Annotated in this window: 25 protein-coding genes; 22 read left to right on the top strand and 3 right to left on the bottom strand. The window is 69.4% G+C overall.

Going from position 1 to position 26,385, the window contains the following annotated elements:
- Nucleotide 1: 1 nt before the first annotated feature.
- On the top strand, nt 2-838 hold the full coding sequence (locus tag ACTIFV_RS11500) for a carbohydrate ABC transporter permease (RefSeq protein ID WP_439592912.1): 837 nt from the start codon (nt 2-4) through the stop codon (nt 836-838).
- On the opposite strand, the gene ACTIFV_RS11495 is transcribed toward ACTIFV_RS11500, so the two are convergent.
- Nucleotides 828-1,814, bottom strand: a complete 987-nt coding sequence (locus ACTIFV_RS11495; RefSeq protein WP_439592911.1) for a LysR family transcriptional regulator — start codon at nt 1,812-1,814, stop codon at nt 828-830. The genes ACTIFV_RS11500 and ACTIFV_RS11495 overlap by 11 nt on opposite strands.
- 138 nt (nt 1,815-1,952) lie before the next feature.
- On the opposite strand from ACTIFV_RS11495, the gene ACTIFV_RS11490 reads away from it, so the two are divergent.
- Genes ACTIFV_RS11490 through ACTIFV_RS11445 form a run of 10 tightly spaced genes read left to right on the top strand, consistent with a single transcriptional unit; the run spans nt 1,953 to nt 11,292 of the window.
- Nucleotides 1,953-2,747 (top strand): TIM barrel protein, encoded by a 795-nt coding sequence (locus tag ACTIFV_RS11490; RefSeq protein ID WP_439592910.1) that lies wholly within the window; start codon nt 1,953-1,955, stop codon nt 2,745-2,747.
- Complete coding sequence (locus ACTIFV_RS11485; RefSeq protein WP_439592909.1) at nt 2,744-4,276, top strand: GMC oxidoreductase; 1,533 nt, start codon at nt 2,744-2,746, stop codon at nt 4,274-4,276. The genes ACTIFV_RS11490 and ACTIFV_RS11485 overlap by 4 nt, the downstream gene beginning before the upstream one ends.
- A 47-nt stretch (nt 4,277-4,323) precedes the next feature.
- On the top strand, nt 4,324-4,746 hold the full coding sequence (locus ACTIFV_RS11480) for a C-glycoside deglycosidase beta subunit domain-containing protein (RefSeq protein WP_439592908.1): 423 nt from the start codon (nt 4,324-4,326) through the stop codon (nt 4,744-4,746).
- A complete protein-coding gene (locus tag ACTIFV_RS11475; protein ID WP_439592907.1) occupies nt 4,743-5,849 on the top strand; it encodes a sugar phosphate isomerase/epimerase family protein in 1,107 nt (368 codons plus the stop codon). The genes ACTIFV_RS11480 and ACTIFV_RS11475 overlap by 4 nt, the downstream gene beginning before the upstream one ends.
- The gene (locus tag ACTIFV_RS11470) at nt 5,846-6,889 is read left to right on the top strand and encodes a sugar phosphate isomerase/epimerase family protein (protein WP_439592906.1); all 1,044 of its coding nucleotides are present in this window, start codon (nt 5,846-5,848) and stop codon (nt 6,887-6,889) included. The genes ACTIFV_RS11475 and ACTIFV_RS11470 overlap by 4 nt, the downstream gene beginning before the upstream one ends.
- Before the next feature lie 14 nt (nt 6,890-6,903).
- Nucleotides 6,904-7,686 carry a nuclear transport factor 2 family protein gene (locus tag ACTIFV_RS11465; RefSeq protein WP_439592905.1) on the top strand — a complete coding sequence of 261 codons (783 nt, stop codon included), beginning with the start codon at nt 6,904-6,906 and terminating at the stop codon, nt 7,684-7,686.
- Nucleotides 7,687-7,696: 10 nt separating this feature from the next.
- Nucleotides 7,697-8,113, top strand: a complete 417-nt coding sequence (locus tag ACTIFV_RS11460) for a C-glycoside deglycosidase beta subunit domain-containing protein (RefSeq protein ID WP_439592904.1) — start codon at nt 7,697-7,699, stop codon at nt 8,111-8,113.
- A 14-nt stretch (nt 8,114-8,127) separates the two neighbouring features.
- Complete coding sequence (locus tag ACTIFV_RS11455) at nt 8,128-9,291, top strand: Gfo/Idh/MocA family protein (RefSeq protein WP_439593085.1); 1,164 nt, start codon at nt 8,128-8,130, stop codon at nt 9,289-9,291.
- An 11-nt stretch (nt 9,292-9,302) separates the two neighbouring features.
- Complete coding sequence (locus tag ACTIFV_RS11450) at nt 9,303-10,304, top strand: sugar phosphate isomerase/epimerase family protein (RefSeq protein WP_439592903.1); 1,002 nt, start codon at nt 9,303-9,305, stop codon at nt 10,302-10,304.
- Nucleotides 10,305-10,311: 7 nt separating this feature from the next.
- A complete protein-coding gene (locus ACTIFV_RS11445; RefSeq protein WP_439592902.1) occupies nt 10,312-11,292 on the top strand; it encodes a Gfo/Idh/MocA family protein in 981 nt (326 codons plus the stop codon).
- A 6-nt stretch (nt 11,293-11,298) separates the two neighbouring features.
- Here ACTIFV_RS11445 and ACTIFV_RS11440 read toward each other — a convergent pair whose 3' ends face one another.
- The gene (locus tag ACTIFV_RS11440) at nt 11,299-12,735 is read right to left on the bottom strand and encodes a hypothetical protein (RefSeq protein ID WP_439592901.1); all 1,437 of its coding nucleotides are present in this window, start codon (nt 12,733-12,735) and stop codon (nt 11,299-11,301) included.
- A gap of 84 nt (nt 12,736-12,819) precedes the next feature.
- Nucleotides 12,820-14,085 (bottom strand): ROK family protein, encoded by a 1,266-nt coding sequence (locus tag ACTIFV_RS11435; protein WP_439592900.1) that lies wholly within the window; start codon nt 14,083-14,085, stop codon nt 12,820-12,822.
- Between the two features lie 104 nt (nt 14,086-14,189).
- On the opposite strand from ACTIFV_RS11435, the gene ACTIFV_RS11430 reads away from it, so the two are divergent.
- The 11 genes from ACTIFV_RS11430 to ACTIFV_RS11380 all read left to right on the top strand — a co-directional run bounded on the left by ACTIFV_RS11430 (nt 14,190) and on the right by ACTIFV_RS11380 (nt 26,381).
- Entirely contained in the window at nt 14,190-15,230 is a 1,041-nt protein-coding gene (locus ACTIFV_RS11430) for a Gfo/Idh/MocA family protein (RefSeq protein WP_439592899.1), read from the top strand.
- Nucleotides 15,227-15,994 (top strand): hypothetical protein, encoded by a 768-nt coding sequence (locus tag ACTIFV_RS11425; protein ID WP_439592898.1) that lies wholly within the window; start codon nt 15,227-15,229, stop codon nt 15,992-15,994. The genes ACTIFV_RS11430 and ACTIFV_RS11425 overlap by 4 nt, the downstream gene beginning before the upstream one ends.
- 104 nt (nt 15,995-16,098) lie before the next feature.
- Nucleotides 16,099-17,118 (top strand): VOC family protein, encoded by a 1,020-nt coding sequence (locus tag ACTIFV_RS11420; RefSeq protein WP_439592897.1) that lies wholly within the window; start codon nt 16,099-16,101, stop codon nt 17,116-17,118.
- A gap of 77 nt (nt 17,119-17,195) precedes the next feature.
- Nucleotides 17,196-18,155 (top strand): fumarylacetoacetate hydrolase family protein, encoded by a 960-nt coding sequence (locus tag ACTIFV_RS11415; protein ID WP_439592896.1) that lies wholly within the window; start codon nt 17,196-17,198, stop codon nt 18,153-18,155.
- A complete protein-coding gene (locus tag ACTIFV_RS11410) occupies nt 18,152-19,144 on the top strand; it encodes a cyclase family protein (RefSeq protein WP_439592895.1) in 993 nt (330 codons plus the stop codon). Before ACTIFV_RS11415 ends, ACTIFV_RS11410 begins: the two co-directional genes overlap by 4 nt.
- Before the next feature lie 33 nt (nt 19,145-19,177).
- A complete protein-coding gene (locus tag ACTIFV_RS11405; protein ID WP_439592894.1) occupies nt 19,178-20,314 on the top strand; it encodes an FAD-dependent monooxygenase in 1,137 nt (378 codons plus the stop codon).
- Nucleotides 20,311-21,315 (top strand): amidohydrolase family protein, encoded by a 1,005-nt coding sequence (locus ACTIFV_RS11400; RefSeq protein WP_439592893.1) that lies wholly within the window; start codon nt 20,311-20,313, stop codon nt 21,313-21,315. Before ACTIFV_RS11405 ends, ACTIFV_RS11400 begins: the two co-directional genes overlap by 4 nt.
- The gene (locus ACTIFV_RS11395; protein ID WP_439592892.1) at nt 21,312-22,283 is read left to right on the top strand and encodes a fumarylacetoacetate hydrolase family protein; all 972 of its coding nucleotides are present in this window, start codon (nt 21,312-21,314) and stop codon (nt 22,281-22,283) included. Before ACTIFV_RS11400 ends, ACTIFV_RS11395 begins: the two co-directional genes overlap by 4 nt.
- 172 nt (nt 22,284-22,455) lie before the next feature.
- Nucleotides 22,456-23,916, top strand: a complete 1,461-nt coding sequence (locus tag ACTIFV_RS11390) for an MFS transporter (RefSeq protein ID WP_439592891.1) — start codon at nt 22,456-22,458, stop codon at nt 23,914-23,916.
- A gap of 30 nt (nt 23,917-23,946) precedes the next feature.
- On the top strand, nt 23,947-25,515 hold the full coding sequence (locus ACTIFV_RS11385) for a GMC oxidoreductase (RefSeq protein WP_439592890.1): 1,569 nt from the start codon (nt 23,947-23,949) through the stop codon (nt 25,513-25,515).
- Nucleotides 25,512-26,381, top strand: a complete 870-nt coding sequence (locus tag ACTIFV_RS11380) for a ThuA domain-containing protein (RefSeq protein WP_439592889.1) — start codon at nt 25,512-25,514, stop codon at nt 26,379-26,381. The genes ACTIFV_RS11385 and ACTIFV_RS11380 overlap by 4 nt, the downstream gene beginning before the upstream one ends.
- Nucleotides 26,382-26,385: the final 4 nt, after the last annotated feature.

Genomic DNA, 26,385 nt, shown 5'->3' with positions numbered 1-26,385 from the left:
AATGTTCCGCTACACGAAAGCCACCGCGGTCCGCGAAGTCCTCATCTGGATCGTCGCCCTGCTCATGCTGCTGCCCTTCTACATCCTGATCGTGACGTCGCTGAAGACCGATGCGGAGACCCTCACGACGAGCGCCGTCGCGCCGCCGTCCTCACTCGACTTCAGCGCCTTCATCGAGGTGCTGACGACGACGGGCCGCAACAGCATCCCGATGAGCATCCTCAACAGCGTCATCATCACCGCCGGCGCGATCTTCGGGCTCGTGCTGCTCGGCTCGGTCGCCGCCTACGTCATCGCGCGCCGCACCCGCCGGTGGACGACGTGGACCTACTACCTCGTGCTCATCGCGATCATCCTGCCCGCGCAACTGGGCACCGTTCCGCTCTACATCGGCGCGCGCAGCGTCGGTCTGACAGGCAACGCGCTCGGCATGATCCTGCTGTGGATCGGCATCCTGCTGCCGCTGTCCGTCTTCCTGTACGCGAGCTTCTTCCGGGGCCTGTCCACCGAGTACGAAGAGGCCGCCGTGATCGACGGCGCCTCGCCGACGCAGGCGTTCTTCCGCGTCGTGCTCCCGCTCATGGCGCCCGCGACCGGTACCGTCGCGATCCTCGCGGGCCTCATCGTCTGGAACGACTTCTTCAACTCGCTGATCTTCCTGGGCGGGTCGACGACGCAGACCCTCCCCGTCGCGATGTACACGTACGTCGGCGGGCTCGTCTCGGCGTGGAACAAGATCTTCGCCGTCGTGATCATCTCGATGATCCCGATCCTGGCGTTCTACATGTTCGCGCAGAAGCGCTTCATCCAGGGCTTCGCCGGTGGACTCAAGGGCTGACGGTCGAGTCGACGGGCTCGATCGGCTCGACGTACCGGGCTCCCGCGGCGAGCTCGGACTTCACCTCGCGCGCCGCCTCGAGGAAGACGGATCGCATCCACGCGTGCTCGGGGTCGCGATCGTGCACGGGATGCCACCACAGCGCGTTGTTGGCGGGCGTCGCGTCGAAGGGCGGTTCGAGGATCCGGATGCCGCCGAGTCGCGCGATCTCGGGTGCGAGGGCGGCCTGGACGAGGCCCAGGCGGTCGGTTCCGACGATGAAGTGCCCGAGCGACAGGAAGCTCTCGACCACGACGTCCACGACCGGTTCGAGGCCCAGCATCTGCAGCTGTCGACCGGCCGACGTGAAAGCCGATCGCGAGCGGTAGGTGAACACCCAAGGGCATTGGCTGATGATCTCCATGCTGAGGCCGTCGGCGACGAGTTCGTTCGTCTCGTCGGCCACGACCACCCAACGGTCGCGCCACAGGTCTTCATACGGGAAATCGGTGAGGTAGCCGTGCGGGATCACCATCGCATCGACCGAGCGCAGGCTGTTCGGCGCGTCGTCGACGATGGGCGTGTTGTGCAGCATGAAGCGGAACCGCACTCCGGGAGCCGTCTGCGCAGCGACCCGCGACACGGCCGCGCCGATCGTCGCGAACCCGTAGTCGGACCCGTAGATCGAGAACTCCCGCGTCGAATCCTCGGGCGTCCACGTCGCCTGGCTCTCGAAGACGCGTCGAGCGGCGTCGAGAGCGATGGTCGTGTGCTCCGAGAGCCGCAGCGCGAGGGGCGTCAGCTCGTAGGAGTTGCCGCGACGGGCGAGGATCGGGTCGTTGAAGTGATTGCGCAGCCGTGCGAGCGAAGCGCTCAGCGCGGGCTGGCTCAAGTGCAGGCGCTCCGCCGCCCGGGTCACGCTTCGTTCCGTGAGCAGCGCGTCGAGGGCGACCAGCAGGTTCAGGTCGAGGCGGGAGAGCAACGGGTGGTCGGTCACGGCTCTGTGATCCTCTCTGCGTCGAGGGACTTCATCTTATCGATTCGATCTATGCCGGCGGCATCCATCATTCGTCGAAGCGATGCCGCCTGATCCAGACGTCCCACCCGTTACAGACAACGAAGGATCAGCGAACCCATGTATCAGCTCTCACCCAACATCGAACTCCTCTTCACCGAAGCCGGCGACTACCACGACCGCGTCCGCGCCGCCGCCGCCGCCGGCTTCACGGCTGTCGAGATGTGGGGGCCGACGGGCGTCGATGCGCCGTCGACGCCCAAGGACCTCCCCGCGCTGAAGGCCGCGCTCGAAGAGACCGGCACGCAGCTCACCGCGCAGCTCTCGGAGCCCCGCACGCAGTTCATGATCCCGCCGTGGGACCACAGCGAGTTCTACCGCAAGCTCGACGAGGGCGTCGAGATCGCGCACGATCTCGGCTGTCCCCGCATCGTCGTGGGCAGCGGCACCGGGTTCGGCGGCTGGAAGCGCCAGGTGCAGCTGGACAAGCTCATCGAGATCTATCAGAAGGCGATCGCCCAGATCGAGGGATCCGGCATCACCCTCGTGCTCGAGCCGGTCAACGTGCGCGTCGACCACCCCGGATCGCTGCTCGACCGCACCGCCGAGGGTGTGTATGTCGCGCGGGGCGTCGATTCGCCATACTTCGGGGTCCTCTACGACATCTACCACTCGGCCGTCGAGGGCGAGGACATGGCCGCAGAGCTGGCGAACGCCGGATCGATCGTGAAGTACGTGCAGCTCGCCGACACGGATGGCCGCGGAGAGCCGGGAACCGGATCGCTGGACTGGCCGGCGACCCTGGCGACGCTGCGCTCGTCGGGCTACGACGGACCGATCGGCCTCGAGTACTACCCTCAGGCCGCCTCCGCCGAGTCCGTGGCGTACATCCGCGAAGTGGCGGCGGGCGCGTGACCACGCGGTACCCCGCATCCGTCGACGTCGCCATCGTCGGCAGCGGTCCGACGGGCGCGGCGTACGCCCGGATCCTGAGCGAGCAGGCGCCGGATGCGACGATCGCGATGTTCGAGGTCGGTCCCACCGTGTCCGATCCGCCCGGTGCGCATGTGAAGAACATCGCCGACCCCGACGAGCGTGCGCACGCGCAGCTCCTCTCGGAAGGGCCGGATGCGCAGGATGACGGCGAGCGGGTCGGCGGCATCGTGAAGACCGCCGCGCGTCGCGCGCGTCCGGGCACCTATCTGCTCGACGCGGGCTATCAGGTCGACGGCGAGGACGGCCTGCCGGTCGCGGCGTTCTCGAGCAACGTCGGAGGGATGGCCGCGCACTGGACGGGGGCATGCCCGCGACCCAACGACAGCGAGCGCATCGGCTTCCTCGATGCGGAGGGCGTGCTCGATGAGCTGCTGTCCGAGGGCGAGCGGCTGCTCGGCGTGACGACGGGTGCCTTCGACGCCTCACCGCACGCGCCGCTCGTTCGCGGACGCCTCGCCACGGCCGCCGACGAGGGGCGCGAAGAGCACGAGCGCGTGCAGCGGATGCCGCTCGCCGTGCACCGCCGCGACGACGGTCAGCTCGTGTGGTCAGGCTCGGATGTCGTGCTGGGCGAGCCCACGCGCGCGAACCCGAACTTCACTCTCCACGATGAGTCGCTCGTGACGCGCGTGCTGATCGAGGATGGTCGGGCCGCCGGTGTGCAGGTCACCGACCTGCGTTCGGGGGAGAGTCACGAGGTGCACGCGCGCTTCGTCGTCGTGGCCGGCGATGCGCTGCGCACGCCTCAGCTGCTGTGGGCGTCCGGCATCCGTCCCGCCGCCCTCGGCCGCTATCTCAACGACCAGGCGCAGATCGTCTTCGCCGTGCGCATCCGCGACTTCGTCCCGGCCGCGGGCTCGGAAGGCGAGGCGCGCACGGGTCTGAGCGAGTACAGCGGTGTCACCTGGGTGCCGTTCACCGACGAGATGCCCTTCCACGGCCAGGTCATGCAGCTCGACGCCTCACCCGTCGCGCTCGCCGAGGACGACCCGGCGGCACCCGGTTCGATCGTCGGGCTCGGGCTCTTCTGCGCGAAGGATCTGCAGGAGTCGGACCGCGTGGAGTTCTCAGAAGATGCTGTCGACGGATACGGGATGCCGGCGATGACGCTGCACTACACGCTCAGCGCCGCGGATCACGCGACCATCGATCGTGCCAAGGCGGAGGTCGTGCGCCTGGGCACGGCGATCGGCGAGCCCCTCGACGACCGGCCGTTCATGATGCCGCTCGGCGCGTCGCTGCACTACCAGGGCACGACCCGCATGGGCGAGACCGACGACGGCGACAGCGTCTGCGGGCCCGACAGCCAGGTCTGGGGCGTGCCCGGACTGTTCGTCGCGGGGAACGGCGTCATCCCGACCTCGACGGCCTGCAACCCGACGCTCACGAGCGTCGCCTTGTCCGTTCGCGGAGCGCGGTCGATCGCCTCCGCACTTGCTTCTGTCTGATTCAGACATTAGAGTGTAGAAAGCATGACAAAGATGTCCGGCCGACCATGTCGGCCCAGAACCTGGAGGTTCGCGTGATCCCCGACCGCATCATCGAGCAGGGAACGCTCACGACCCACGAGGGCCGCGCGGCCGTCGAGGTGCGCTTGCCGTGGTACCGGGCCCTGCCGGGCTCCTGCATCGCCGGCGCGACGCTCACGATCGACGGCGTCCCCGCTCCCGCGGACTCGCTGCGGTGGCGGATGAACGACCGCGAGTTCACGTTCGACGAGCTGCGCACGACCATCGACGAGTGGTGGTTCCCCACCGATTCCGCCGTCCTCTCCGGTGACGTGCCGGCGGAGGCGGATGCCGAGCACGAGGTCTCGGTCGGTCTCACGCTCTACATCCCGTACATCATCATCTCGGACACCGAGACGCTCCACATCGACGAGTCCAACACCAAGACCATGAAGGCGGTGGCGGCATGACCGTCCTCGGCACTCCCATCCAGGGCGTCACGCTCTACAGCTTCACCCGCGCGTTCCACGGTCGCGAATACGACCTCGAGGGCCTCATCCGCAAGACAGCGGCCGAGGGGTTCGGCCCGGGCCTGGAGGTCATCGGCTTCTCGAGCTTCCGCGGCTTCCCCGAGATCGACGACGCCTACGCCGGCTGGTTCAAGGACCTCGTCACCGAGGTCGGGCTCGTGACGACCTCGCTCGCGGTCAACGCCGACATCGGCATCCACCGCGATCGTCTGCTGAACCAGGACGAGCTGATCGCCTACATGACCCGGCAGATCCAGGCGGCGGCGAAGCTCGGCTTCCCGATCGCGCGCGTGCAGATCTCGATCGAGCCCGACTCGATGGAGGCGCTGGCGCCGATCGCCGAGGCGCACGGTGTCACCCTCGCGCTCGAGGTGCACGCCGACCAGTACGCGTCGCACCCGCGCATCCTGGCGCTCCGCGACCGGTACGAGAAGGTCGGCTCGCCGTTCCTCGGCTTCACGATGGACTGGGGCGCCACCGTGTCGGGCTTCGCGCCGTCGCTCATCGAGGCCTACCGGCGCCGCGGAGCCTCGGAGGAGCTGCTCGGCCAGGTCGTCGACCTCTGGAACACCTACTACGAGCAGGGACCGCCCGCCGACCAGGCAGAGCACGGTCAGCGCTTCGGATCCTTCATCGGCCTCGCCGCGCGCAACGGCCGCCCCGACCTCGGCATCGACTTCGGCATCAACGGCACAGGACTCTTCGGCCCCGCTCGCGTGGACGACTGGCTCGAGATCCTCCCGTGGATCAAGCACGTGCACGGCAAGTTCTTCGGCATCGACGAGAACGGCGAAGAGCCCTCCGTCCCCGTGCGCGACCTCATCCGGCTGCTCGTGGAGAACGGCTACAACGGCGCGATCTCGAGCGAGTACGAAGGCTGGCACTGGAACCACTGGCAGTCCCCGTTCGACATCATCCGTGCCGAACAGACCGTCCAGCGGTCCGCCGCGACGGACGCGGGATCGCACATGACCACCGACCTGGCCGAGGCGCGCGCGCAGCTCGCCGCCTGGCTGCCCACCATCGAAGGAGCGAACGCATGACCGAGCACGACGGGATCGCCGGCACCGGCATCAAGCTGGGGACGACCCTCTACTCCCTCACGAGCGAGTTCGCGGCCGGCCTCTACACGCCCGAGACGCTCATCAAGGCCGTCCACGACGAAGGCATCGGGCCCGGAGTCGAGTTCAACATCGCGCAGCTGCTGCGCACCTATCCCGATGTGGACGACGCCTTCGTCAAGCTGTGGTTCGACTCGCTGGAGAAGTACGGACTCGAGGCGAGCGCCGTCGGCACCAACCTCGACATGGGCCGCCGCAAGGACCGCGACATGACCCCCGACGAGGAGCACGACTTCCTCGCCCGTCAGCTGAAGACCGCGCACACGCTCGGCTTCAAGAAGGTCGTCATCCGCTCGCACGGCAAGGAGCTGCTGCGCAGCCTTCTGCCGCTGGCGGAGAAATACGACCAGTACCTCGGGTACGAGATCCACGCGCCGTCGGGTCCGAACAACCCGCAGGTCCTGCAGATGCGCGAGATGTACGACGAGCTCCAGTCCGAGCGCCTCGGCTTCACGGCCGACTTCTCGTCGACGATGCACAGCCTCTCGCCCACTCTGCTGCGCACCCTCGGTCAGATGGGCATGGACGAGAAGCACTTCCCGGTCATGGACGAGATCTGGCACGAGCCGACGCCGATGCACGTGCGCAACCAGAAGTTCGAGGACTACCTGTCGGGCGAGGGCGTCGACCCGCTGCGCTTCGGCCCTTTCACGCGCCTCGCCTTCAACATGCACGGACTCGTGCCCCCGGAGGAGTGGCTGGACATCATGCCGCAGATCTTCCACGTGCACGCCAAGTTCTACGACATCGGCGCCGACGGCGAAGAGCCCGCGATGGACATCTCGCGCATCGTGAAGCAGTTCGTCCTGGGCGGCTACCGGGGATACCTCTCGAGCGAGTGGGAGGGCCATGCCTTCTCCGACCTCGGCGAGAGCGACCCGATCGACCTCGTGAAGAAGCAGCACGTGCTGATGCGCCGTGCGATCGAAGACACCGTCGCCGCGGCCCCCGCTGCGGTGTGAGGACAGGATCAGGAATGTCGGACACCGTCGTCGCGAACACCCTCGAGGATCTGGCCGCCGAGCTCGCCGGTCTGCGCGCCGAGGTCGCCGCAGCCCGCGCCCTGGCTCAGCGCGCCGAGGACCGCGGGCAGGTCGAGAATCTGTTCAACCGCTACATGTACCTGCACAACGCCTTCCAGGACGAGCAGATCATCCCGCTGTGGGTCAAGGAGGGCACGCCCGGCATCCGCGCGCGCTACACCAACGCCGGCCAGTACACGACGTGGGAGAGCGTCACGCGCTACCACCGTGACCGCCCGAGCCCTGAGGGCAAGCTCATCCTGCACTACACGACGAGCCCCGTCATCGAGGTCGCTGCCGACGGCCGGACGGCCAAGGGCGTCTTCACGATCGCGGGCAGCGAGTCGGGGCTCACCGATCCCGAGGTGGCCAAGGCGTTCCCCGACATGTACTCACCCGACGAAGTGCTCGGCAAGAAGGTCTGGGCGCATTGGGTGTGGTGCAAGTACGCCGTGGACTTCCTCAAGCAGGACGGCGAGTGGAAGTTCTGGAAGTTCCGCTGCTACGAGCTCGCCCGCGCGCCCTTCGAGGAGAACTGGGTCAGTTTCGGCCTCAAGAACCAGGGGGCGTTCGACCTCGACCTCATGTACTTCGGCGACGACGGCAAGCCCGTCTTCATGCCGCCGGCCGACGAACCGGTGCCGAGCACCAATCACCCCTACAGCCCGACCACCGTCCAGAAGCTCGAGCCCGTGCCGCCCGTCGCGCACGACACGTTCGACGACACGTTCAAGTAAGGATCCGGCCATGGCCACCCACAACTCCCTCTTCTCCGAGAAGGACGTGCGTCGCACGGACACCGGTCTCGCCGTCGCCGTGCAGCTGCCCTGGTACCGCAGCCTCTGGCTCTCGGCGGTCGACGGCGTCGCGGCGACCGTCGACGGCGTCGAGATCGCCACCGACAAGCTCCGGTTCGTCCTCGAGGGCCGCGAGTACCGCATCGAGGAGCTCCCCGAGCAGTCCGAGACCCTCTGGTTCGTCGCCGACAAGCCCGAGGTCGTCATCGACCTGGGTCGGGCTCCCGAGGCGGGCGAGAAGCACACGGTCGAGATCGTGCTGACGATGCGCCTCCTCTACATGCAGATCATGCCGGGCGTCGACGGCGGCCCGGGTCGCTACGTCACCAACCGCGTGCCGGTCGAGCGGGAGCTGGTGCTGGCGTGACACTGCGCGTGGCCATGATCGGCTACGGGTTCATGGGCGCCACCCACTCGGTCGGCTGGCGCCAGGCGCCCCGCGTGTTCGATCTGCCCGAGGCCGTCGAGATGGCCGTCATCGTCGGCAGGAACGCGGATGCCGTCGCCTCCGCCGCGGCGCAGTGGGGCTGGTCCGAGTCGGCGACGGACTGGCGCGAGGTCATCGCGCGCGATGACATCGACGTCGTCGACATCGTCACACCCGGCGACTCGCACGCCGAGATCGCGATCGCGGCCCTTGAAGCGGGCAAGCACGTGCTCGTCGAGAAGCCGCTCGCCAACACCGTCGCCGAAGCGGAGGCGATGGCGGATGCCGCGGCCCGCGCGGCCGCGCGCGGCATCCGCTCCATGGTGGGTTTCACCTACCGGCGCGTGCCGGCCGTGACCTTCCTGCGCGATCTGATCGCCGAAGGGGTCGTCGGCAGGGTGCAGCAGGTGCGCGCCGCCTATCGTCAGGACTGGCTCGTCGACCCCTCGATGCCGCTCGCGTGGCGCCTGCAGAAGGAGCACGCCGGATCGGGAGCACTCGGCGACATCGGCGCTCACATCATCGACATGACCCAGTTCGTGACCGGACAGGACGTCACCGCCGTATCCGGCACGATCGAGACCATCGTCGCCGAGCGACCCCTGCAGGGCTCGGGCTCCGGTCTGTCGGGCACGGCGGCCGAGGGGTTCGGGGCGGTCACGGTGGACGACGTCGCGATCTTCACGGGGCGCCTCGCGAACGGGGCGCTCGTCTCCTTCGAGGCGACGAGATTCGCGACGGGGCGCAAGAATGCGCTCACGATCGAGGTGTCGGGCGACCGGGGCGCGCTCGCGTTCGACCTCGAAGACCTCAACAGCCTGCAGTTCTACGACCGCACGGCGCCGGGCGACCGGCAGGGCTTCACGAAGATCCTCGTGACCGAAGGCGACCACCCCTACGTCGGGGCCTGGTGGCCCGCGGGTCACATGCTCGGGTACGAGCATGGATTCTCGCACCAGGTCGTGGACCTCGTGACGGCGATCGCCGACGGCACCGATCCGCACCCGAGCTTCGCCGAGGGGCTGTCGGTGCAGCGGGTCCTCGACGCCGTCGAGCGAAGCGCAGAGAACGAGTCCGCCTGGGTCCGCACCGCCGCGGACGTTCCGGCATCCATCTGAAGGAGACATCCATGGCCCGTCCCATCACCCTGTTCACCGGCCAGTGGGCCGACCTGCCGTTCGAAGAGGTCGCGCGCCTCGCGGGCGAGTGGGGCTACGACGGTCTCGAGATCGCCTGCTGGGGCGACCACCTCGATGTGTCGCGGTGGGATGACGCGGAGTACGTCCAGAGCCGCCTCGACATCCTGGAGCGCAACGGTCTGAAGGTCTACGCGATCTCCAACCACCTCACGGGGCAGGCGGTCTGCGACGACCCGATCGACGAGCGGCACCGTGACATCCTCTCCGACCGCGTCTGGGGTGACGGTGACCCCGAGGGGGTGCGCCGGCGCGCCGCGGAGGACCTCAAGGACACCGCCCGGTTCGCGGCGAAGCTCGGCGTCACGACCGTCAACGGCTTCACCGGGTCGTCCATCTGGAAGGCCGTCGCGATGTTCCCGCCGGCGTCCGACGAGTTCATCGCCCGCGGGTACCGGGATTTCGCGGACCGCTGGAACCCGATCCTCGACGTGTTCGAAGAAGTGGGCGTGCGCTTCGCGCTCGAGGTGCATCCGTCCGAGATCGCGTACGACTACTGGTCGGCCAAGGACGCCCTCGAGGCGATCGGCCACCGCGAGAGCTTCGGATTCAACTTCGACCCCTCGCACTTCGTCTGGCAGCAGCTGGACTACGTCGCCTTCGTGCTCGACTTCGCTCCGCACATCTTCCACGTGCACGTGAAGGAGTCGATCACCAACCTCGACGGGCGCAACGGCGTGCTCGGCTCGCATCGGCCGTGGGCGGACCCGCGGCGAGGCTGGACGTTCGTGTCGACCGGGCACGGCGCCGTGAGGTGGGAGCCGCTCTTCCGCGCGCTCAACGCGATCGGCTACGAGGGCCCCACGAGCGTCGAATGGGAGGACGCCGGCATGGACCGTCTCATCGGCGCGCCCGAAGCGCTCGCGTTCGTGCGCCGTCTCGCCGAGATCACGCCTCCCGCGGCGGCGTTCGACGCCGCGTTCAGCACGAAGTAGGCGTGCGGTGAGAATCGGCGTCCTGGGCGCGGCCGGCATCACCGAGCGGGCGATCGTAGAACCCGCACGCGAGCTGGACGGCGTGAGCGTCGTGGCGATCGCCGCGCGAGAACCCGAGCGCGCACGCGAGATGGCCGATCGGCTCGGCGTGCCGAAGTCCGGTGACTACGACGCGATCCTCGCCGATCCCGACATCGACCTCGTCTACATCCCCCTCCCGTCGACGGTGCAGGCGCAGTGGGCGGTGCGCGCGCTGCGCGCAGGCAAGCACGTGCTGTGCGAGAAGCCGCTGTCCGCGAACGGTGCGACGGCGGCCGAGATCGCGACGGCGGCGGATGCCGCGGGCAGACGCGCCTTCGTGGGCTTCCACTACCGCCTGCACGGCTTCACGCGCCAGCTGCTCGAGGTGCTCGCCTCGGGGGTGCTGGGAGAGGTGCAGCGGGTCGAGTTCGACTACAGCATCCCGCATTTCGTCGTGCAGCCGGGGAACATCCGCCTCGACGCCGACCTGGGCGGCGGATCCTTCATGGATGTGGGGTGCTACGCGGTCGACCTGATGCGCGTGGCGTGGGGCGAGCCGACGGTGATCTCCGCGGAGGCGGTGCTGTCGGCCGACGATCCCCGGGTCGATCTGCAGACGGATGCCGTGTTCGAGCTGCCCGGCGGGATTCCCGCGACCGTGCGCTCGTCGTTCATCGGCGACGACCGGGGGAGCATGTCGCTGCGGGTCACCGGCGCGGCGGCGTCCCTCGAGGCGACGGGCGTCATCGTGCCGCAGTGGGGGGCCACGCTGCGGGTCTGCGCCGGCGACGAGGTCGTCATCGAGGAGCGGGCGGTCGACGGCGAGAACAGCTACGCGCGTCAGCTCGCGCACGTCGTCGCGGCACTCCGCGACGACAGCCCCAGTGAGCTGGATGCCGCTCTCGGCGTCGGCACGATGCGGATCATCGACGACGTCTACCGAGCGGCCGGGCTGCAGCCGCGCTGAGCCTGCTCAGGCGGGCGCGCCGGACCCCGCGAGGAGTGCGGCACCGGCGAGCGCGAGATGGCGACGAGTCATCTCGGCAGGATCGGCGTCGAGCCACTCGTGCCCGCCCCACTCGCTGCAGAGGGTTCCGGTGAACCGGACGGCGGCGAGCTCGCCGGCGATCTCGCGGATCGGCGTCGAGACGCGTCCGGCAGAGTCGTCGAGATCCCAGAACTTGAGGTGGACCGCGCCGACGAGGGGGAGCGCGCCGCGCAGGTCGCTCGCCCGTGAGCGGCCGAAGCGCACCAGCAGGTTCATGAACGCCGTGTGCACGTCTGCCGGCACGCCGCCCGACCGCAGCAGGTCGACGACGGCGCCGTTCGTGGCGGGGTCGGCCCAGTCGGTCTCGAGCCGCCGGAGGAGGGATTCCGGCACGCCCGCCGTGCGCAGCAGGTCGACGTAGCTGGGTGGGAGCGACGGCATCAGCATGCTGATGTCGAGCAGCAGACGCACACGCGGATCATCGATCGACACGAGGGTCTCGATCGCCTCGCGCGTGCCGGGGGAGTCCGGGGCCTGCTGGCCCTGGATCTCTTCGAACAGCACGAGATCGAGCTCGTGCAGCACGGGCAGGACTCGACGCAGCAGGGGCGCGCCGGCCTGGCCGATCGGCAGGCGCACACCGATCGCGCCGACGCGCGCGGCCGCGTGCAACTGCGGCAGCAGGAACGCCAGACGCTCGTCCTCGGTGCGCCGGCGCAACGGCGACACCCAATCGTCCAGGCTCGCGCCCACGATGCTCACGCTCCCTCCCCGCGCGTCGAGGTCATGGCGCAGAGCGTCAACCTCCGCGGCCGAGGGCGCGGGGAAGGATCGCCAGAGCTGACCGGGCTCGACCTCGATCACGTCGGCGACACCGGCGGCCACGATGTCGACAGCGATCTGCGGGGCGGGGCGGTCGGCGCGGATCACCTCCGGCGTCCAGTTGAAGGCGGATGCCGCGAGCGTCCAGTCCGCCGGGAGCGCGGGAACGTCGGACACGGCGCCGCGTTCTGCGCGCGCCTCGACACGCGCGCTCGCGGGTGCCGCGGCATCCGGAGTCAAAGTTCGTCGGATGTGGAACGGCAACGACAGCGGGCCATCGGGCCCCGTCTGCAGGTAGGGGACGGTGAGACGGAATGAGACGGATATCTCGTGCACTCCCGGCGAGAGGGCGGCTGCGCCGTGCACCGCGATGCGGTCCTGCAGGAACCACCATCCGGGCTCTCCGGCGAGGTCCTCGGCGGAGAGGCGACGTCCGTCGAGCTCCACGATCAGCCCATCCGCTTCTGTGCCGTCGATCGCGACGGTCAGATCGGTCAGGCATGCGAGCGGCAGGGAGCGGATCCAGGGGAGCCCGAGCCGGATGACGAAACCGTCGTCGGTGGAGCCGAGGGCATCCTCGCGCAGGGCGGTGAGAGTCATGGCACATCCTCGTGTCGCGGCTGTCGGGGCGCGACAGGCTTATGGCGAGAATCTACACGCTTTAGTCGAAATGCGAAATAAGTGTCAAGTTCCCGCGTGGATCGCCCGGACGGTCGGCTGGCCGTCGGCGAACCAGCGGGGGAAGGTCACGTCGAACAGCTGCTCGCGGACCATCTCGGCGCCGCCGCGCAGCGGCTCGCGCAGGTCGTTGATGGACTGCACGATGCTCAGGTCGCGTGTCGCGAGCGGGAGGGACAGCTCGTACACGCGCTGTCGCACCTCGGCGAGGAAGACCTCACCCGCGCCGACGACGGCGCCGCCGATCACGATCGTGCCGGGGTTGAACATGTTGACCAGCGCCGCGATCGACTCCCCGACGACGCGGGCGCATCGCTGGACGAGCGAGATCGCGAGCGCGTCGCCGTTCTCGGCCGCGCGCGCGATGGTCTCGGGGGTGAGAGCCTCGCCCTCGCGGGTGCGTTCGGCCAGAGCTCCCGTCGCGCCGTCGGCGACCGCCGCCTCGGCATCGCGCACGAGGGCCCAGCCGCCCGCGACGGCTTCGAGGCAGCCGGTCTTCCCGCACCGGCACAGGGCGTCCGAGCCGGCGACCCGGACGTGGCCGATGTCGCCGGCTGCGCCGTTCGCACCGCGGTGGATCCGGCCCTGCGAGAGGAGCCCCGCTCCGATTCCGGAGCCGACCTTGCAGTAGATGAGATCCAGTCGCTCGTCGGCGCGACGGGCTCGCTCGTTCAATGCCAGCAGGTTGACGTCGTTGTCGACCCAGACGGGGGCGTCGTAGCGCTCCTCGAAACGGCGTCGGATGTCGAAGCCGTTCCAGCCCGGCATGATCGGCGGCGCGACGGGCCGCCCGGATTCGAAGTCCACGGGCCCGGGAATGCCGACGGAGATGCCCCAGACGGGCGCATCGGGGGTGCGCGCGAGCAGTTCGTCGATCATCGCGAGTGCGGTGTCGAGCGTCTCGGCCGGACCGCGCGAGATGTCCCAGGTCCGATGGGTCTGGTCGATGACATCGCCTTCGAGCATCGCGATGCCGACGTGGATGTGCAGAGCGCCCAGCGCGCAGACGACGATCCGACCGCGGGCGCTCCGGAAGCGCAGGGTGCGAGGGGCCCGGCCTCCCGATGAGGGCCCGAACTCGCCGTCTTCCAGGTACCCCATCTCGATCGCCTGATCGACGCGCTGCGTGACGACCCCGCGACCGAGGCCCGTGACCCGCCCGATCTCGGGACGAGTGGATGCGTCGCCTGCGCGAACCATGTTCACGATGCGCAGCAGGCTCGTGACCTCGTCGGTCTGCGCACCGAAGCGCAATGTGGATTCCCTGGCCATGGTTGATTTTTACACAAGATCCGGCTTGTTCAGCGCTATTCGCGACATCTATGGTTGAGATTCTGTGGACTTAGGTACACTTTGGACGGAACAAAGGAGTCCGGATGCCGCATGGAGTCGGGATCGTCGGCGCCGGGCCCGGGGTCGCGGCGCTGCATCTGCCGACCCTCGCGCGGCTGCATCCTCTCTTCGAGGTCGTGCACATCGCCGACGCAGGAAGCGGGCGCGCAGGCGAGCTCGCCGAGCGGGTCGGAGCGCGTTCGTCGTCCGGAATCACGGAACTGCTCGATGACGACCGGGTCTCCATCGTCGCGCTGTGCAGTCCGCCGGCCGAGCACGCGGCACAGATCCTGGCGAGCGTCGCGGCGGGCAAAACCGCGATCCTGTGCGAGAAGCCGCTCGCGACGACGCTCGACGACGCCGAAGCCGTCATCGACGCCTGCCGCGCGGCGGGCACCGCTCTGCTGGTGGGCACCAATCACCTGTACGACCCCGCGTGGATGCGCGCCAAGCATCATCTCGTCGCCGGCAGGCATGTCGTCCGAGCGATCGCGGTCACTCTCGCACTGCCGCCGAACGGCCGCTATCACGATGTCGTCACCGAGCTCGCGACGCCCGCGGCGGCACCGAGCCGAGGGGCGCCGCCGTTGCACCTGCCGGAGGTCGCGGCATCCGTCGTCCGTCAGCTTCTCGCAGGTCTCGCCGTCCACGACCTGCCGATGCTGCGCGACCTGGCCCCCGATCTCGAGAGCGTGGTCTTCGCTCGAGCCGTCGCGCCGCTGGGCTATGTCGTCGGATATCGGGCGTCGGGCATCCCGGTGCGGCTGGCGACCGTGATGCTGCCCGACGGCGCCGACGCCCTGTGGCGCCTCGACATCACGACCGACACCGACCGTCTCGAGGTCGCCTTCCCGCCCGCCTTCGTGCATGTCGGCAGCGCACGGGTCAGGGTCTCCACGGCATCGGGTGTGGTGACCACCTACCCGATCGCGGCCGAGGACGGCTATGTCGCGGAATGGCGCGCACTGGCCGACGTCCTCGACGGCGATGCGGTGATCGAGTACGACGAACTGCTCGACGACGCCCGCTACGCGCTGACGCTCGCCGACGCTGCGGCGGCGCTCATCGAAGGCGCAGAGCGATGACCCGCCGGCCCGTCGTCCTGACGGACGACACCGCTGGGGGGCGCTATCGCGCGGCGGTCGCCGAACTCCCGCTGACCGCGCAGCTCGCAGAGCGCGCGGCCGGTGCCGTCGTGGTCGTGACAGGCGTGGAGTGGGTCGATGCCGCGTTCGCCGCGGCAGAGGCGGGTGCCGCGGCGCTGATCGTCGCCGATCCCGCTGTCGCGCCGGCGGATGACCTGCGCCGACTCGGGCAGCGGATCGTCGTGCCGGTCGTCGTCGAGCGGCCGCTTCTCCGCCCCGACCTCGCCGCGCAGGCGGTGCGCGGTCGGGGCGATGACATGCCGCGCGTGATCACGGTCGACGCCGTCGCGGGGGCGGCGCGCCGGGCCGTCGTCGTCCGAGACGCCGTCGGCTGGATCCGGGCGCTCGCCGGCGACGACCTCGACGTGCGCTCCGCCGCCGGAGGGCTCGCGCTGCTCGAGACGAGCGCGGGCATCGCGGCGACGCTGTCCGTCGCCGCGACCTCTCGCGGCGAGGGGTGGATCCGCGCGCGAGCGCTCGGAGAAGTGCGCACCGAGGTCGAGGTGACGGGTCGCGACGGGCGCCTCGCGACATCCTCGAGCGCCGGTCGGCTCCGTGCGCCGGGGCTCTTCGAGTCTTCGGAACGTCTCGCGCTGCGTCGCGCGATCGAAGCCGCCGACTCCGGAGAGCGCTCCGCCGACCTCGCCGAGCTGCTCGCCGATTCGCTGCTCGCAGCCGAGTGCGACGGTGTCTTTAGGGCATAGACGGCACTGATCTTCGGCATCGGCGATATGGGATTCCCCGATATGCCTGAGTCGGGCGAAAGTGGTGGTGGGATCACCCGCTTGTCTTGTCGAAAGGATCGAAGATGATCAAGCTCCTCTCTCACCTCTCCTATGTCGCCATCACGACGCCCGACGTCGAGGCGTCCGTGAAGTTCTACGAGGAGCAGGTCGGCCTCACGGTCGTCGATCGCGTCGACGGCGCCGTCTACCTGCGCTGCTGGGGCGACTACTACGCCTACTCGCTCGTGGTCCTTCCCGGCGACGAGCCCGCGCTCGCGACGATGGCGTGGCGCACGTCGAGCGCCGAGGCGCTCGAGGAGGCCGCGAAGCGTGTCGAGGCCTCGGGCATCGAGGGCGAGTGGCTCGACGACGTGCACAAGATCGGTCGTGCCTACCGCTTCACCGGACCGTTCGGCCACTCGATGACGCTGCACTGGGACGTCACCCGCCACGATGCGCCCGGGCACGAGGCATCCATCTACCCGGACCGTCCCGAGAAGCGCTCGAAGATCGCCGGCGCCCCGCGCCAGCTCGACCACGTCACCGTCGCCACGCAGGACGTCGACGCGTTCGTGAAGTGGTACGTCGACGTCCTGGGCTTCCGCTTCATGGCGCGCACGGTCCTCGACGAGGCGCCCATCTCGGTGTTCTCGGTGCTCACGACCAATGAGAAGTCGCACGACCTGGGCGTCGTGCTCGACGGCTCGACTCGCGCCGGTCGCATCAATCACTACGCCTTCTGGGTCGACACCCGCGAGGAGCTTCTCATCGCCGCCGACACGCTCATGGAGAACGGCACCCCGATGGAGTACGGTCCCAACATCCACGGCATCGGCGAGCAGACCTTCCTCTACTACCGCGAGCCGTCGACGCTGCGGATCGAGCTGAACACCGGCGGCTATCGCAACTACGTCCCCGATTGGGTGGCGAACACGTGGCGTCCGTCGCAGGGCTCGAACAACTTCTACCGCAACGGCGCCATGCCGATGTCGATGACGGAGTCGTTCCCGCCCGCCGACGGCCCGAGCGCGACCGAGGAGGGCGTGCCCGACGAGATCAAGGACGCACTCCTCAACCCCTACGCCAAGCACGGCCAGGGCTGATAGACCCGAGAGCGGGAGCGCTGTGATGTCGCTCCCGCTCTCGCACCACCACCCGTTCACCCCGACTCGGAGAACACATGACGACGACGTCAGCAGGGCTCACCGCCCCCTTCGCCCTCGCTCGCTATCGGGTGGGTGACACCGCGCGGGTGGGGCTCGTCGCGGGCGAGCGCATCCGACCGCTCGATGAGAGCGTGCTGCCCCGTGGCCTCAACGGCTTCCTCGCCGCACCCGACTGGGAGCGCCTCGGCGCGCTCGCGACCGGCGAGGGCGGGGGATGGATGCCGCTGGCCGATGTCACGCTCACGGCGCCTGTCGAGCCGCGCCAAGTTCTCCAGGCGGGCGCGAACTACCGCGAGCACGTGATCGAGCTCGTCGCCGCCGGGCTCACGCAGAACACCGACCGCACGCCGGACGAGGCACGGGCGTTCGCGGCGAAGATGATGGACGACCGCGCGGCGAACGGTGAACCGTACTTCTTCATCGGCCTGCCCGCGTGCGTCGTGGGAGACGACGTCCCGCTCGTGCTGCCCGCCTACAGCGAGGTGCACGACTGGGAGCTCGAGCTCGCGGTCGTCATCGGCCGCGAAGCTTTCCAGGTCTCGCGGGAGGACGCCCTCGACCACGTCGCCGGCTACACGATCGTCAACGACATCACCACGCGCGACCTCGTGTTCCGCAAGGACATGAAGGAGATCGGCACCGACTGGTACCGGTCCAAGAACGCCCCCGGCTTCCTGCCGACCGGACCGTTCCTCGTCCCGGCGCCGTTCGTCGACGGCGGGAACATCGACGTGCGCCTCGACCTGAACGGCGAGACGAAGCAGAAGGGATCCACGAGCGATCTGCTCTTCGGCATCGCCGCGCTCATCGCGGGGGCGAGCGAGACGATGCCGCTTCTGCCCGGCGATCTGCTGCTCACCGGGAGCCCTCCCGGCAACGGCCAGCACTGGAAGCGATTCCTGCGCGACGGCGACGTCATGACGGGAACGATCGAGGGGCTCGGCACGCAGGTCGTGCGGTGCGTGGCGCCATGACCGATCCCTCCGAGAACCCTGCGGACATCGACCGCCACGACCCCGAGGCCGAGATCGCCGCTCGCGCCACGGCCTACCGCAACTGGGGCCGCTGGGGTGAGGACGACGTCCTCGGCACACTCAACTTCATCGATGCCGCCAAGCGCGTGGAGGCCGCGGCGCTCGTCCGAGACGGCGTCTCGATCTCGCTGTCGCAGTCGTTCGACACCGACGGCCCGCAGAAGGGCTGGCGGCGCCGGACGAACCCCGTGCACACGATGACGGACACGGGGGTGGATGCCGAGCGCGGCAATCAGGGCTTCCCCCACGGCATCGGCGGCGCCGACGACGTCATCGCGATGCCCCTGCAGTGCTCGACGCAGTGGGACGGCCTCGGTCACATCTTCGATCACGGCTTCGCGTGGAACGGCCGTCGCGCGGGCGACGTCGTCACCAGCGAGGGAGACCTCGTGACCGGGATCGAGCATGCGGCATCCGTCATCGTCTCGCGGGGGGTTCTTCTCGACCTCGGGCGGCACCTCGAGCCCTCGACGGGCGAGCTGCCCGACGGCTACGCGATCAGCGCCGCCGAGCTCGACGCGTGCGCGACCGCCGAGGGGGTGGTGATCGGACGCGGCGACATCGTGCTCGTGCGCACCGGCCGTCTGGCCCGTGCCCGGCGCGAAGGCTGGGGCGAGTATGCCGGCGGCCCGTCGGCAGGACTCTCCCTCACGACCGCGGGATGGCTGCACCGCACCGAGATCGCGGCGATCGCGACCGACACGTGGGGCTTCGAAGTGCGCCCCAACGAGTTCGACGTCCCGTCCTTCCAGCCGCTGCACCAGGTCGTGATCCCGAACATCGGACTGACGATCGGCGAGATGTGGAACCTCGACGCACTCGCGGCATCCTGTGCCGAACGAGCACGCTGGGACTTCCTGCTATCGGCGCCGCCGCTGCCCATCACGGGAGCGGTCGGATCGCCCATCAACCCCGTCGCGATCTTCTGACCGCGACCGAAACGAGAACAGAGAGGTTCTGACATGACCGCAGTACGCAAGGTCGCGATCGCCGGCAGCGGCGTCGCGGGGCTCGCCGCCGCCATTCAGCTCGCCAAGGCCGGCGTCGAGGTCGACGTCTTCGAGGCCAAGCCCGAGCTGAGCGCGCTGGGATCCGGGATCTCGCTGCAGGGCAACGCGCTGCGCGTCTTCGACGCTCTCGGGGCGTGGGACGACATCCGGGCCGCGGGCTACCCGTTCGAGGGGCTGCACCTGCGCGCACCTGGGCCGGGCGCGCCGATCGTCGCGCAGCTGCCGGACGTCAAGACGGGCGGGCCGGACTACCCGGCCGCGATGGGGATGCCACGGCCCGAGCTCGCGCGCATCCTGCTCGATCACGCGCAGCGCGCGGGTGCCCACGTGCATTTCGGCAGGAAGATCACGGGCGTCGAGGCTCGGGGGGAGGACGCCGTCGAGCTGTACGTCGACGACGCCTCAGCGGGAGAGTACGACCTGGTGATCGGCGCCGACGGGCTCAACTCGACGGTCCGCGAGCTGATCGGCATCGAGGCGAAGCCGGAGCCGACGGGCATGGGCATCTGGCGGACCTTCGTGTCGCGCCCCGCCGAGGTGGAGCGCAGCGAGCTGTACTACGGCGGCCCGGTCTTCATCGCGGGGTACACCCCGACCGGGGAGGACAGCATGTACGCGTTCCTCGTGGAGAAGGCGGAGGACCGCTTCGGGACATCCGACGAGGACGCCACGCGGATCATGCTCGAGGAGTCGCGCGCATACGACGGTCCGTGGAACTCGATCCGCGCCGACCTGGAAGCGGGCGCGCACGCCAACTACACGTGGTTCACGAAGCACATCGTCGACGAGCCCTGGAACCGCGGCCGTGTCGTCATCATCGGCGACGCCGCGCACAGCTGTCCTCCGACGATCGCGCAGGGCGCGGCGCAGGGACTCGAGGACGCCCTCGTGCTCGCCGAGCTGCTGACGACGCGCGACGACGTCGACCAGGAACTGTGGGACGAGTTCCATGAGCGCCGCGTCCCGCGCGCGAAGAGCGTCGTCGAGGCGTCCGTGCAGCTCGGTCAGTGGCAGCTCGACGGCGTGCGCGACGCCGACGTCCCGGGCCTGATGTTCGGCATCGCCAAGCAGATGTCGGTGCCGGCATGACGACCGACGTCCACGCGCATCTGCTCCTGCCCGCGATGCACGCGGAGGTCGAACGACGCGCGCCCGAGCTCGTCGCCGCGGCCGCCGACCTCGAGCGCCGTCGAAACGGCATCGAGAGTCTTCAGGCGTCCGGGGCGATGATCGGTGCGCGCATCCCCAAGCTCACCGACCTGTCCGCCCGACTCGCCGCGATGAACGAGCAGGGTGTCGACCGGCAGTGGGTGAGCGTCTCGCCGAATCACTTCTACCCATGGGCACCCGAAGGGCTGGCCGTGTGGGTCGCAGGCGAGACGAACCGCCTCGTCGCCGAGCACGTCGCGCAGGCGCCCGACCGCCTCACCGGGCTCGGTGTCGTGCCCTTGCAGCATCCTGATCGCATCGTCGAGTATCTCGATGACGCTGTGCTCGGCCGTGGCCTCGCGGGCGTCGAGATCTCGTCGTTCGCGGGCGACATCGAGCTGTCGGACGAGCGCCTCGAACCGTTCTGGGCGCGCGCGGCCGAACTCGGCTGCATCGTCTTCCTTCACCCGTTCGGCTGCAGCCTCGACGAGCGCCTCGACCGGTTCTACCTGTCGAACACCGTGGGACAGCCCACCGAGAACGCCGTCGCCCTCTCGCACCTCATCTTCGCGGGGGTGCTCGACCGGCATCCCGGCCTGCGAATCGTGGCGGCACACGGCGGCGGTTACCTGCCCTTCGCGATCGGGCGGTCCGATCGCGCGTGGCAGGTCCGGCCCGAGGCGCGCCGCTGCGCGCACGCCCCCTCGACCTATCTGCGCAAACTGTGGTTCGACACCGTCGTGCACGACCCGTCCGCCGTGCGGCACCTCGTCGAGGTGGCGGGCGCATCGCAGGTGCTGCTCGGCAGCGACTTCCCCTTCGACATGGGGCTCGACGATCCCGTCGCCCTCGTGCGCAGCGCGGAGCTGTCGCCCGAAATCGAAAGAGCAGTGCTCGGTGACAACGCCGACGCGCTCGTCGGCAGTCGGGTTCGCGCATGAGGATCGCGAGATGGGCCGACGGTGAGAACTCGGGGGAGGGCTTCGTCGTCGGTGATCGCGTCGTGGCGTTCCCGGACGGCCTGACCGTCGCGCAGGTGCTGACGCGGGGGCTGGATGCCGCCCACGACCTGTACTCCCGGGTGGCGGCGCACAGCGGTACGGCGCTCGCCGACGTCCGGCTGCTCGCCCCGGTCGTGCCGGCATCCATCCGCGACTTCGTGGCCTTCGAGGAGCACGTCGAGGGCGTGAGCGCGTCGGTGGACGGAAAGAGCGAGGTGGTTCCGGAGTGGTATCAGGCGCCGACCTTCTACTTCACGAATCCGCACACCGTGCTCGGCCCCGGCGACACGGTGTCCCCGCCCCAGACGCAGCGCCTGGACTTCGAGCTCGAGATCGCGGCGGTCGTCGGCGGCGTGGCAGGTTCCGACGGGGCGAACCTGACGGCGGATGCCGCGGCATCCCACATCTTCGGCTACACGATCATGAACGACTGGTCGGCGCGTGACGTGCAGTCGAGGGAGATGAAGGTGCGGCTCGGACCGGCGAAGGGCAAGGACTTCGGCACGTCTCTGGGTCCGTGGATCGTCACCGCCGACGAGTTGGCGCCTTTCCTCGACGCGGAGGGCTTCCTCGCGATCCGCGCCGAAGTGTACGTCAACGACGAGCTCATCGGCCACGATCTCGTCTCGAACATGGGCTGGCCGTTCGGCGAGCTCGTCGCCTACGCGTCCCGCAACGCGCGGGTTCTGCCGGGCGACGTGCTCGGCTCGGGCACCGTCGGCAACGGCGGATGCCTCGGCGAACTGTGGGGGCGGGCGGGGGAGCTGACCCCGCCGCCGCTGCGCGAGGGCGATGTCGTGCGCATGCGGGTGGAGGGCCTCGGTGAACTCGTCGGGACCGTCGGCGCCATCGTCCCCGCGCCGCCGCTCCCGCCCGCACGCGAGCGTTCACGTGCGCGACACCGCTGATGCTTTAGTTGGAATCAAGCAGAAGTTGGTCTAGAATGGACATGACGTCGGGATCCTCGCGGATCCGTTCCCGCGCGTGATGCAGCGCTCGGGGCACACCCCGTCGCGTCGACAGCCCGATCGTTCGGGCGGACCACGCATGCTGCTCACGCCCTGGAGACTCCGTCTCCTCATGATCTCCCTCCTGACCGTCTCGTTCCTCGGGGCGCTGGACCACACCGTCGTGGCGACGTCGCTCGCGACCATCGCCGGCGATCTCGGCGCCGTCCAGCAGATGAGCTGGGTCATCGTCTCCTATACGCTCGCGAGCACCGTGATGCTGCCCGTGCTCGGCAAGCTCGGCGACCTGCTGGGCGTCCGGCTCGTGTTCCTCGCGAGTCTCGTGCTCTTCCTCGTCGCTTCGCTCTTCTGCGGTCTCGCACAGGACATCACTCAGCTCGCGATCGCGCGCGTCGGACAGGGGATCGGCTCGGCCGGACTCCACCTCATGCCGCAGACGATCATCGGCTCCGTGGTCGCTCCGCGCGACCGCCCGCGCATCCTCTCGGTCATCGGCGCCGCGTTCCCCATCGCGATCCTGGTCGGCCCCCTCGTCGGCGGGCTCATCACGGATGCGTGGGGCTGGCGATGGGTGTTCTGGGTGAACATCCCCGTCGGAATCGTCGCACTCGTGCTCGCCGTGATCGCGGTGCCGCACGTCCCCGGCCGTTCAGGTCGCAGATTCGACATCGCCGGCGCGCTCGTGCTCGGCGTATCGATCACGGCGCTCGTGCTGGCCGCGAGCTGGGCGAGCGTCGGAGGCGTCGGCATGCCCGTCGTCGTCGCCGCGGTCATCGCCCTGCTCGCGCTCGCCGTCTTCATCGCGATCGAGCTGCGGGTGGGTGAGCCCCTCGTCCCGCTGCACCACTTCGCGAACCGGACCATCCTGATCTGCATCGTGCTGTCGACCGTGATCGGCGTGGGCCTCTTCTCGGTGGTGTCGTATGTGCCGACCTACATCCAGATGGCGTACCGCACGAGCGCGACGGTGTCGGGACTCGTTCCGATCGCGACGGTGTTCGGGATGCTCGTGAGCACGCTCTTCACCGGCTGGCTGGCCAGCAGGTCGGGGCGGTACCGCCCCTTCCCCATCATCGGCACGACCGTCGCGGCCGCCGGGCTGCTCATCATGGCGTTCCTGCCGCCGGGGCTGCCGCTCTGGGTGCCGATGGCCGTCATGTTCCTCGTCGGCATCGGCACGGGCGCATTCATGAACCTCCTCGTCGCCGTGGCGCAGAGCGCCGCGCCGCGCTCGGACACCGGCAGCGTCACCGCGACGGTGAGTCTGGTGCGCCAGATCGGCTCGACGACGGCGACAGCCGTCGTCGGCGGTCTCATCGGAGCCGGCGTCGCTGCGGGACTGCCGGCGGGGCTGGATGCCGCGACCCTGACACCGGCCGTCGTCCACGCCTCATCGGCCGCCGTGCAGGCGCAGGTCGCCGCGCTGTACTCGGCGGTGCTCGCACCGATCTTCATCGGTCTCGCGATCGCCTACGCGGTCGGCATCGTCGCGGCCCTCCTGCTCCCCGACCGACGTCTGTCGGATCACCTCGAACCCGAACCCGCGCCGACGGCCGAGACCGCCGTCGTCTGACCCGCATCCCGTACTCGAAGAGGAGACGTCATGTCGCACCACCCCACCATCGCCGTCGTCGGCAGCGGACCCATCGGATCCGCGTACGCCCGCGTGCTCGTGGAACAGCTCCCCGACGCGCGGGTCGTCATGTTCGAGGCCGGTCCGCAGCTGACCGCGATTCCCGGCGAGAGCGTCCGCAACATCCCCGATCCGGACGAGAAGCAGCGCGCACGTGAGCTGTCGCAGGGCCCGCAGTCCGGTGCCCTGCGTGAGTCGCTGGGCATCCCCGCAGGCGTGGTGGTCGAGGGGATGTTCACGGCGCGACAGGGAACCCACCTGCTCGATTTCGGCGGCGAGGGCTCCGCCCACGCGCCCACGTTCCCGGCGGCTGCCGCGGCGACGAACGTGGGCGGGCAGGGTGCCCACTGGACGTGCGCCACGCCGTCGCCCGCGTTCAGCGAGAAGATCGCCTTCATTCCGGACGAGGAATGGGACGACCTGCTCGCCACCGCGAAAGACCTCCTCCATGTGCAGAGCGCTGCCTTCGCCGACTCCGCGGTCGGCGAGGGCATCCGGTCGCTCCTCGAAGAGGAGTTCGGCGACGAGCTTCCCGAGGGCTACGGCCCGGGCACTCTTCCGGTCGCCGGCGACCCGCAGCCCGACGGCTCGATGCGGTGGGCGGGCGCCGACGTCGTGCTCGGGCCGCTCATCGATCCCGCCTCCCCGCTCAGCGAGCGGTTCACCCTCCACGATCTCAGCTTCGTGCGGCGCATCGTCGTCGAGGGCGACCGGGCGATCGGGGTCGAGGTCGAGGACCTCCGCACGAAGGAGACGCGCTTCGTCGGCGCCGACCTCGTCGTCGTCGCCGCCGACGCGTTCCGCACTCCGCAGCTGCTGTGGGCGTCCGGCATCCGGCCCGTCGCCCTCGGCCGATACCTCACCGAGCACCACGTCGTCATCACCACCATCGCGGTCGACGCCGATCGGATCGGCCGGTTCGCGAGCGAGCAGGACCTCGAGGCCGAGATCGCCCGGCGCTCCCTGAACCCCGCAGATCCCGTCGCCGCGGTCAACCGCATCCCGTTCTCCGAGCCCGACCATCCGTTCTCACTGCAGGTGATGTACGCCGAGAACCCGCCGTTCCAGCTCGATCCCACGCACCCTGCGGCCGGCAATCGCTGGGGGTACGTCAACATGGGCTACGGCGTGCGCAAGCATCCGCGCGTCGAGGACGGAGTGACGTTCTCGGACGATGAACTCGACTACCGAGGTCTTCCGAACATGACGATCGAATACGCGCTGACGGATGTCGAGAACGCCGAGATCGCCGAGGCGACCGAGCTGCTGCGTCGGGCAGGCGGTGCGCTCGGCACGTTCGTCGCCGAGCCGCGGCTGCTGCCGAACGGCTCGAGCCTGCACTACATGGGCACGACCCGCATCGGCGAGACCGACGACGGCACGTCCGTCGCCGACCCGTGGTCGCGCGTCTGGGGTGTCGACGGTCTGGTCGTCGGCGGAAACGGCGTCATCCCCACCGCCAACACGATGAATCCCACCCTGATGAGCGTCGCCGTCGCTGTGCGCGGCGCGCGCAAGGCCGCCGAGGACCTCTCATGACCGACCAGCTCGACGTCCTCATCCTGTCGGGGCACATGACGCGCGAGCACGACAACGAGCACCGCAGCTTCCGTCAGCACAACGCCTGGCTCACGACGCTGCTCGAGGACACGGGCCGCTTCCGCGTGCGCGTCGTCGAGGACCCGCGGGGTCTGGGCGCCGAGATCATCGACAGGTACGACGTGATCGTGGTGGTCTTCGAGGGTCGCGACGGCTACCACGAGAAGGCGGTCGGCTTCGGCGAGGAGACGGATGCCGCGCTCCTGCGCTTCGTCCACGACGACGGCAAGGGGATCGTCTGGTTCCACGGCTCCGCCGCGCAGGAGGACGACTGGGGGTACCCCGACGAGTACAACATCATGCGCGGTTCGCGGCTGACGGTGGCCGGCGGACTGCGCCCGAGGCCGTGGGGCGAAGCGCAGCTCGACACGGTCGAGCCGCGGCATCCCATCACCGACGGCATCAGCGCCCGTTGGACCGTCACGGGCGACGACATCCTGACGGGCGTCGAGATCCTCGACGGCGCGCAGGTGCTGCTGACGACCTTCGACGATCTCGGCTCGTACGAGAAGGCGCCGGTGTGGCCGATGTCGCACTATCCCGTGGCCATCCCGGCAGAGGGCATCGCGGCGCTCCCGGGCATCGACACGGACCAGCCGATCGCGTGGATCAACGAATACGGCGCCGGCCGGTCGTTCACGATCACGATCGGCCACGACATCGACACGTTCCGGCGGATCGAGTTCATCCGCATGTTCCCGCGCGGAGTGGAGTGGGCGGCGACGGGTGAGGTCTCCCTGCACGGTCCGGATCGTCGAGGCGATCGACGGTTCCTGCCCTGGCCGTACTACAACCACGAGGGCTGAAGGC

The sequence above is a fragment of the Microbacterium sp. genome (assembly GCF_051860965.1).
Taxonomy (GTDB): Bacteria; Actinomycetota; Actinomycetes; order Actinomycetales; family Microbacteriaceae; genus Microbacterium.
Note: the sequence above shows the minus strand (reverse complement) of the source record. Positions and strands in the feature narration are given on the sequence as shown.

Excerpts from the sequence above, each read along its gene's own strand:
- ACTIFV_RS11500 (WP_439592912.1), top strand. The coding sequence starts at position 2 with ATGTTCCGCTACACGAAAGCCACCGCGGTCCGCGAAGTCCTCATCTGG.
- ACTIFV_RS11490 (WP_439592910.1), top strand. The coding sequence starts at position 1,953 with ATGTATCAGCTCTCACCCAACATCGAACTCCTCTTCACCGAAGCCGGC.
- ACTIFV_RS11480 (WP_439592908.1), top strand. The coding sequence starts at position 4,324 with ATGTCGGCCCAGAACCTGGAGGTTCGCGTGATCCCCGACCGCATCATC.
- ACTIFV_RS11475 (WP_439592907.1), top strand. The coding sequence starts at position 4,743 with ATGACCGTCCTCGGCACTCCCATCCAGGGCGTCACGCTCTACAGCTTC.
- ACTIFV_RS11470 (WP_439592906.1), top strand. The coding sequence starts at position 5,846 with ATGACCGAGCACGACGGGATCGCCGGCACCGGCATCAAGCTGGGGACG.
- ACTIFV_RS11465 (WP_439592905.1), top strand. The coding sequence starts at position 6,904 with ATGTCGGACACCGTCGTCGCGAACACCCTCGAGGATCTGGCCGCCGAG.
- ACTIFV_RS11460 (WP_439592904.1), top strand. The coding sequence starts at position 7,697 with ATGGCCACCCACAACTCCCTCTTCTCCGAGAAGGACGTGCGTCGCACG.
- ACTIFV_RS11455 (WP_439593085.1), top strand. The coding sequence starts at position 8,128 with ATGATCGGCTACGGGTTCATGGGCGCCACCCACTCGGTCGGCTGGCGC.
- ACTIFV_RS11450 (WP_439592903.1), top strand. The coding sequence starts at position 9,303 with ATGGCCCGTCCCATCACCCTGTTCACCGGCCAGTGGGCCGACCTGCCG.
- ACTIFV_RS11440 (WP_439592901.1), bottom strand. The coding sequence starts at position 12,735 with ATGACTCTCACCGCCCTGCGCGAGGATGCCCTCGGCTCCACCGACGAC.
- ACTIFV_RS11435 (WP_439592900.1), bottom strand. The coding sequence starts at position 14,085 with ATGGCCAGGGAATCCACATTGCGCTTCGGTGCGCAGACCGACGAGGTC.
- ACTIFV_RS11430 (WP_439592899.1), top strand. The coding sequence starts at position 14,190 with ATGCCGCATGGAGTCGGGATCGTCGGCGCCGGGCCCGGGGTCGCGGCG.
- ACTIFV_RS11425 (WP_439592898.1), top strand. The coding sequence starts at position 15,227 with ATGACCCGCCGGCCCGTCGTCCTGACGGACGACACCGCTGGGGGGCGC.
- ACTIFV_RS11420 (WP_439592897.1), top strand. The coding sequence starts at position 16,099 with ATGATCAAGCTCCTCTCTCACCTCTCCTATGTCGCCATCACGACGCCC.
- ACTIFV_RS11415 (WP_439592896.1), top strand. The coding sequence starts at position 17,196 with ATGACGACGACGTCAGCAGGGCTCACCGCCCCCTTCGCCCTCGCTCGC.
- ACTIFV_RS11410 (WP_439592895.1), top strand. The coding sequence starts at position 18,152 with ATGACCGATCCCTCCGAGAACCCTGCGGACATCGACCGCCACGACCCC.
- ACTIFV_RS11405 (WP_439592894.1), top strand. The coding sequence starts at position 19,178 with ATGACCGCAGTACGCAAGGTCGCGATCGCCGGCAGCGGCGTCGCGGGG.
- ACTIFV_RS11400 (WP_439592893.1), top strand. The coding sequence starts at position 20,311 with ATGACGACCGACGTCCACGCGCATCTGCTCCTGCCCGCGATGCACGCG.
- ACTIFV_RS11395 (WP_439592892.1), top strand. The coding sequence starts at position 21,312 with ATGAGGATCGCGAGATGGGCCGACGGTGAGAACTCGGGGGAGGGCTTC.
- ACTIFV_RS11390 (WP_439592891.1), top strand. The coding sequence starts at position 22,456 with ATGATCTCCCTCCTGACCGTCTCGTTCCTCGGGGCGCTGGACCACACC.
- ACTIFV_RS11385 (WP_439592890.1), top strand. The coding sequence starts at position 23,947 with ATGTCGCACCACCCCACCATCGCCGTCGTCGGCAGCGGACCCATCGGA.
- ACTIFV_RS11380 (WP_439592889.1), top strand. The coding sequence starts at position 25,512 with ATGACCGACCAGCTCGACGTCCTCATCCTGTCGGGGCACATGACGCGC.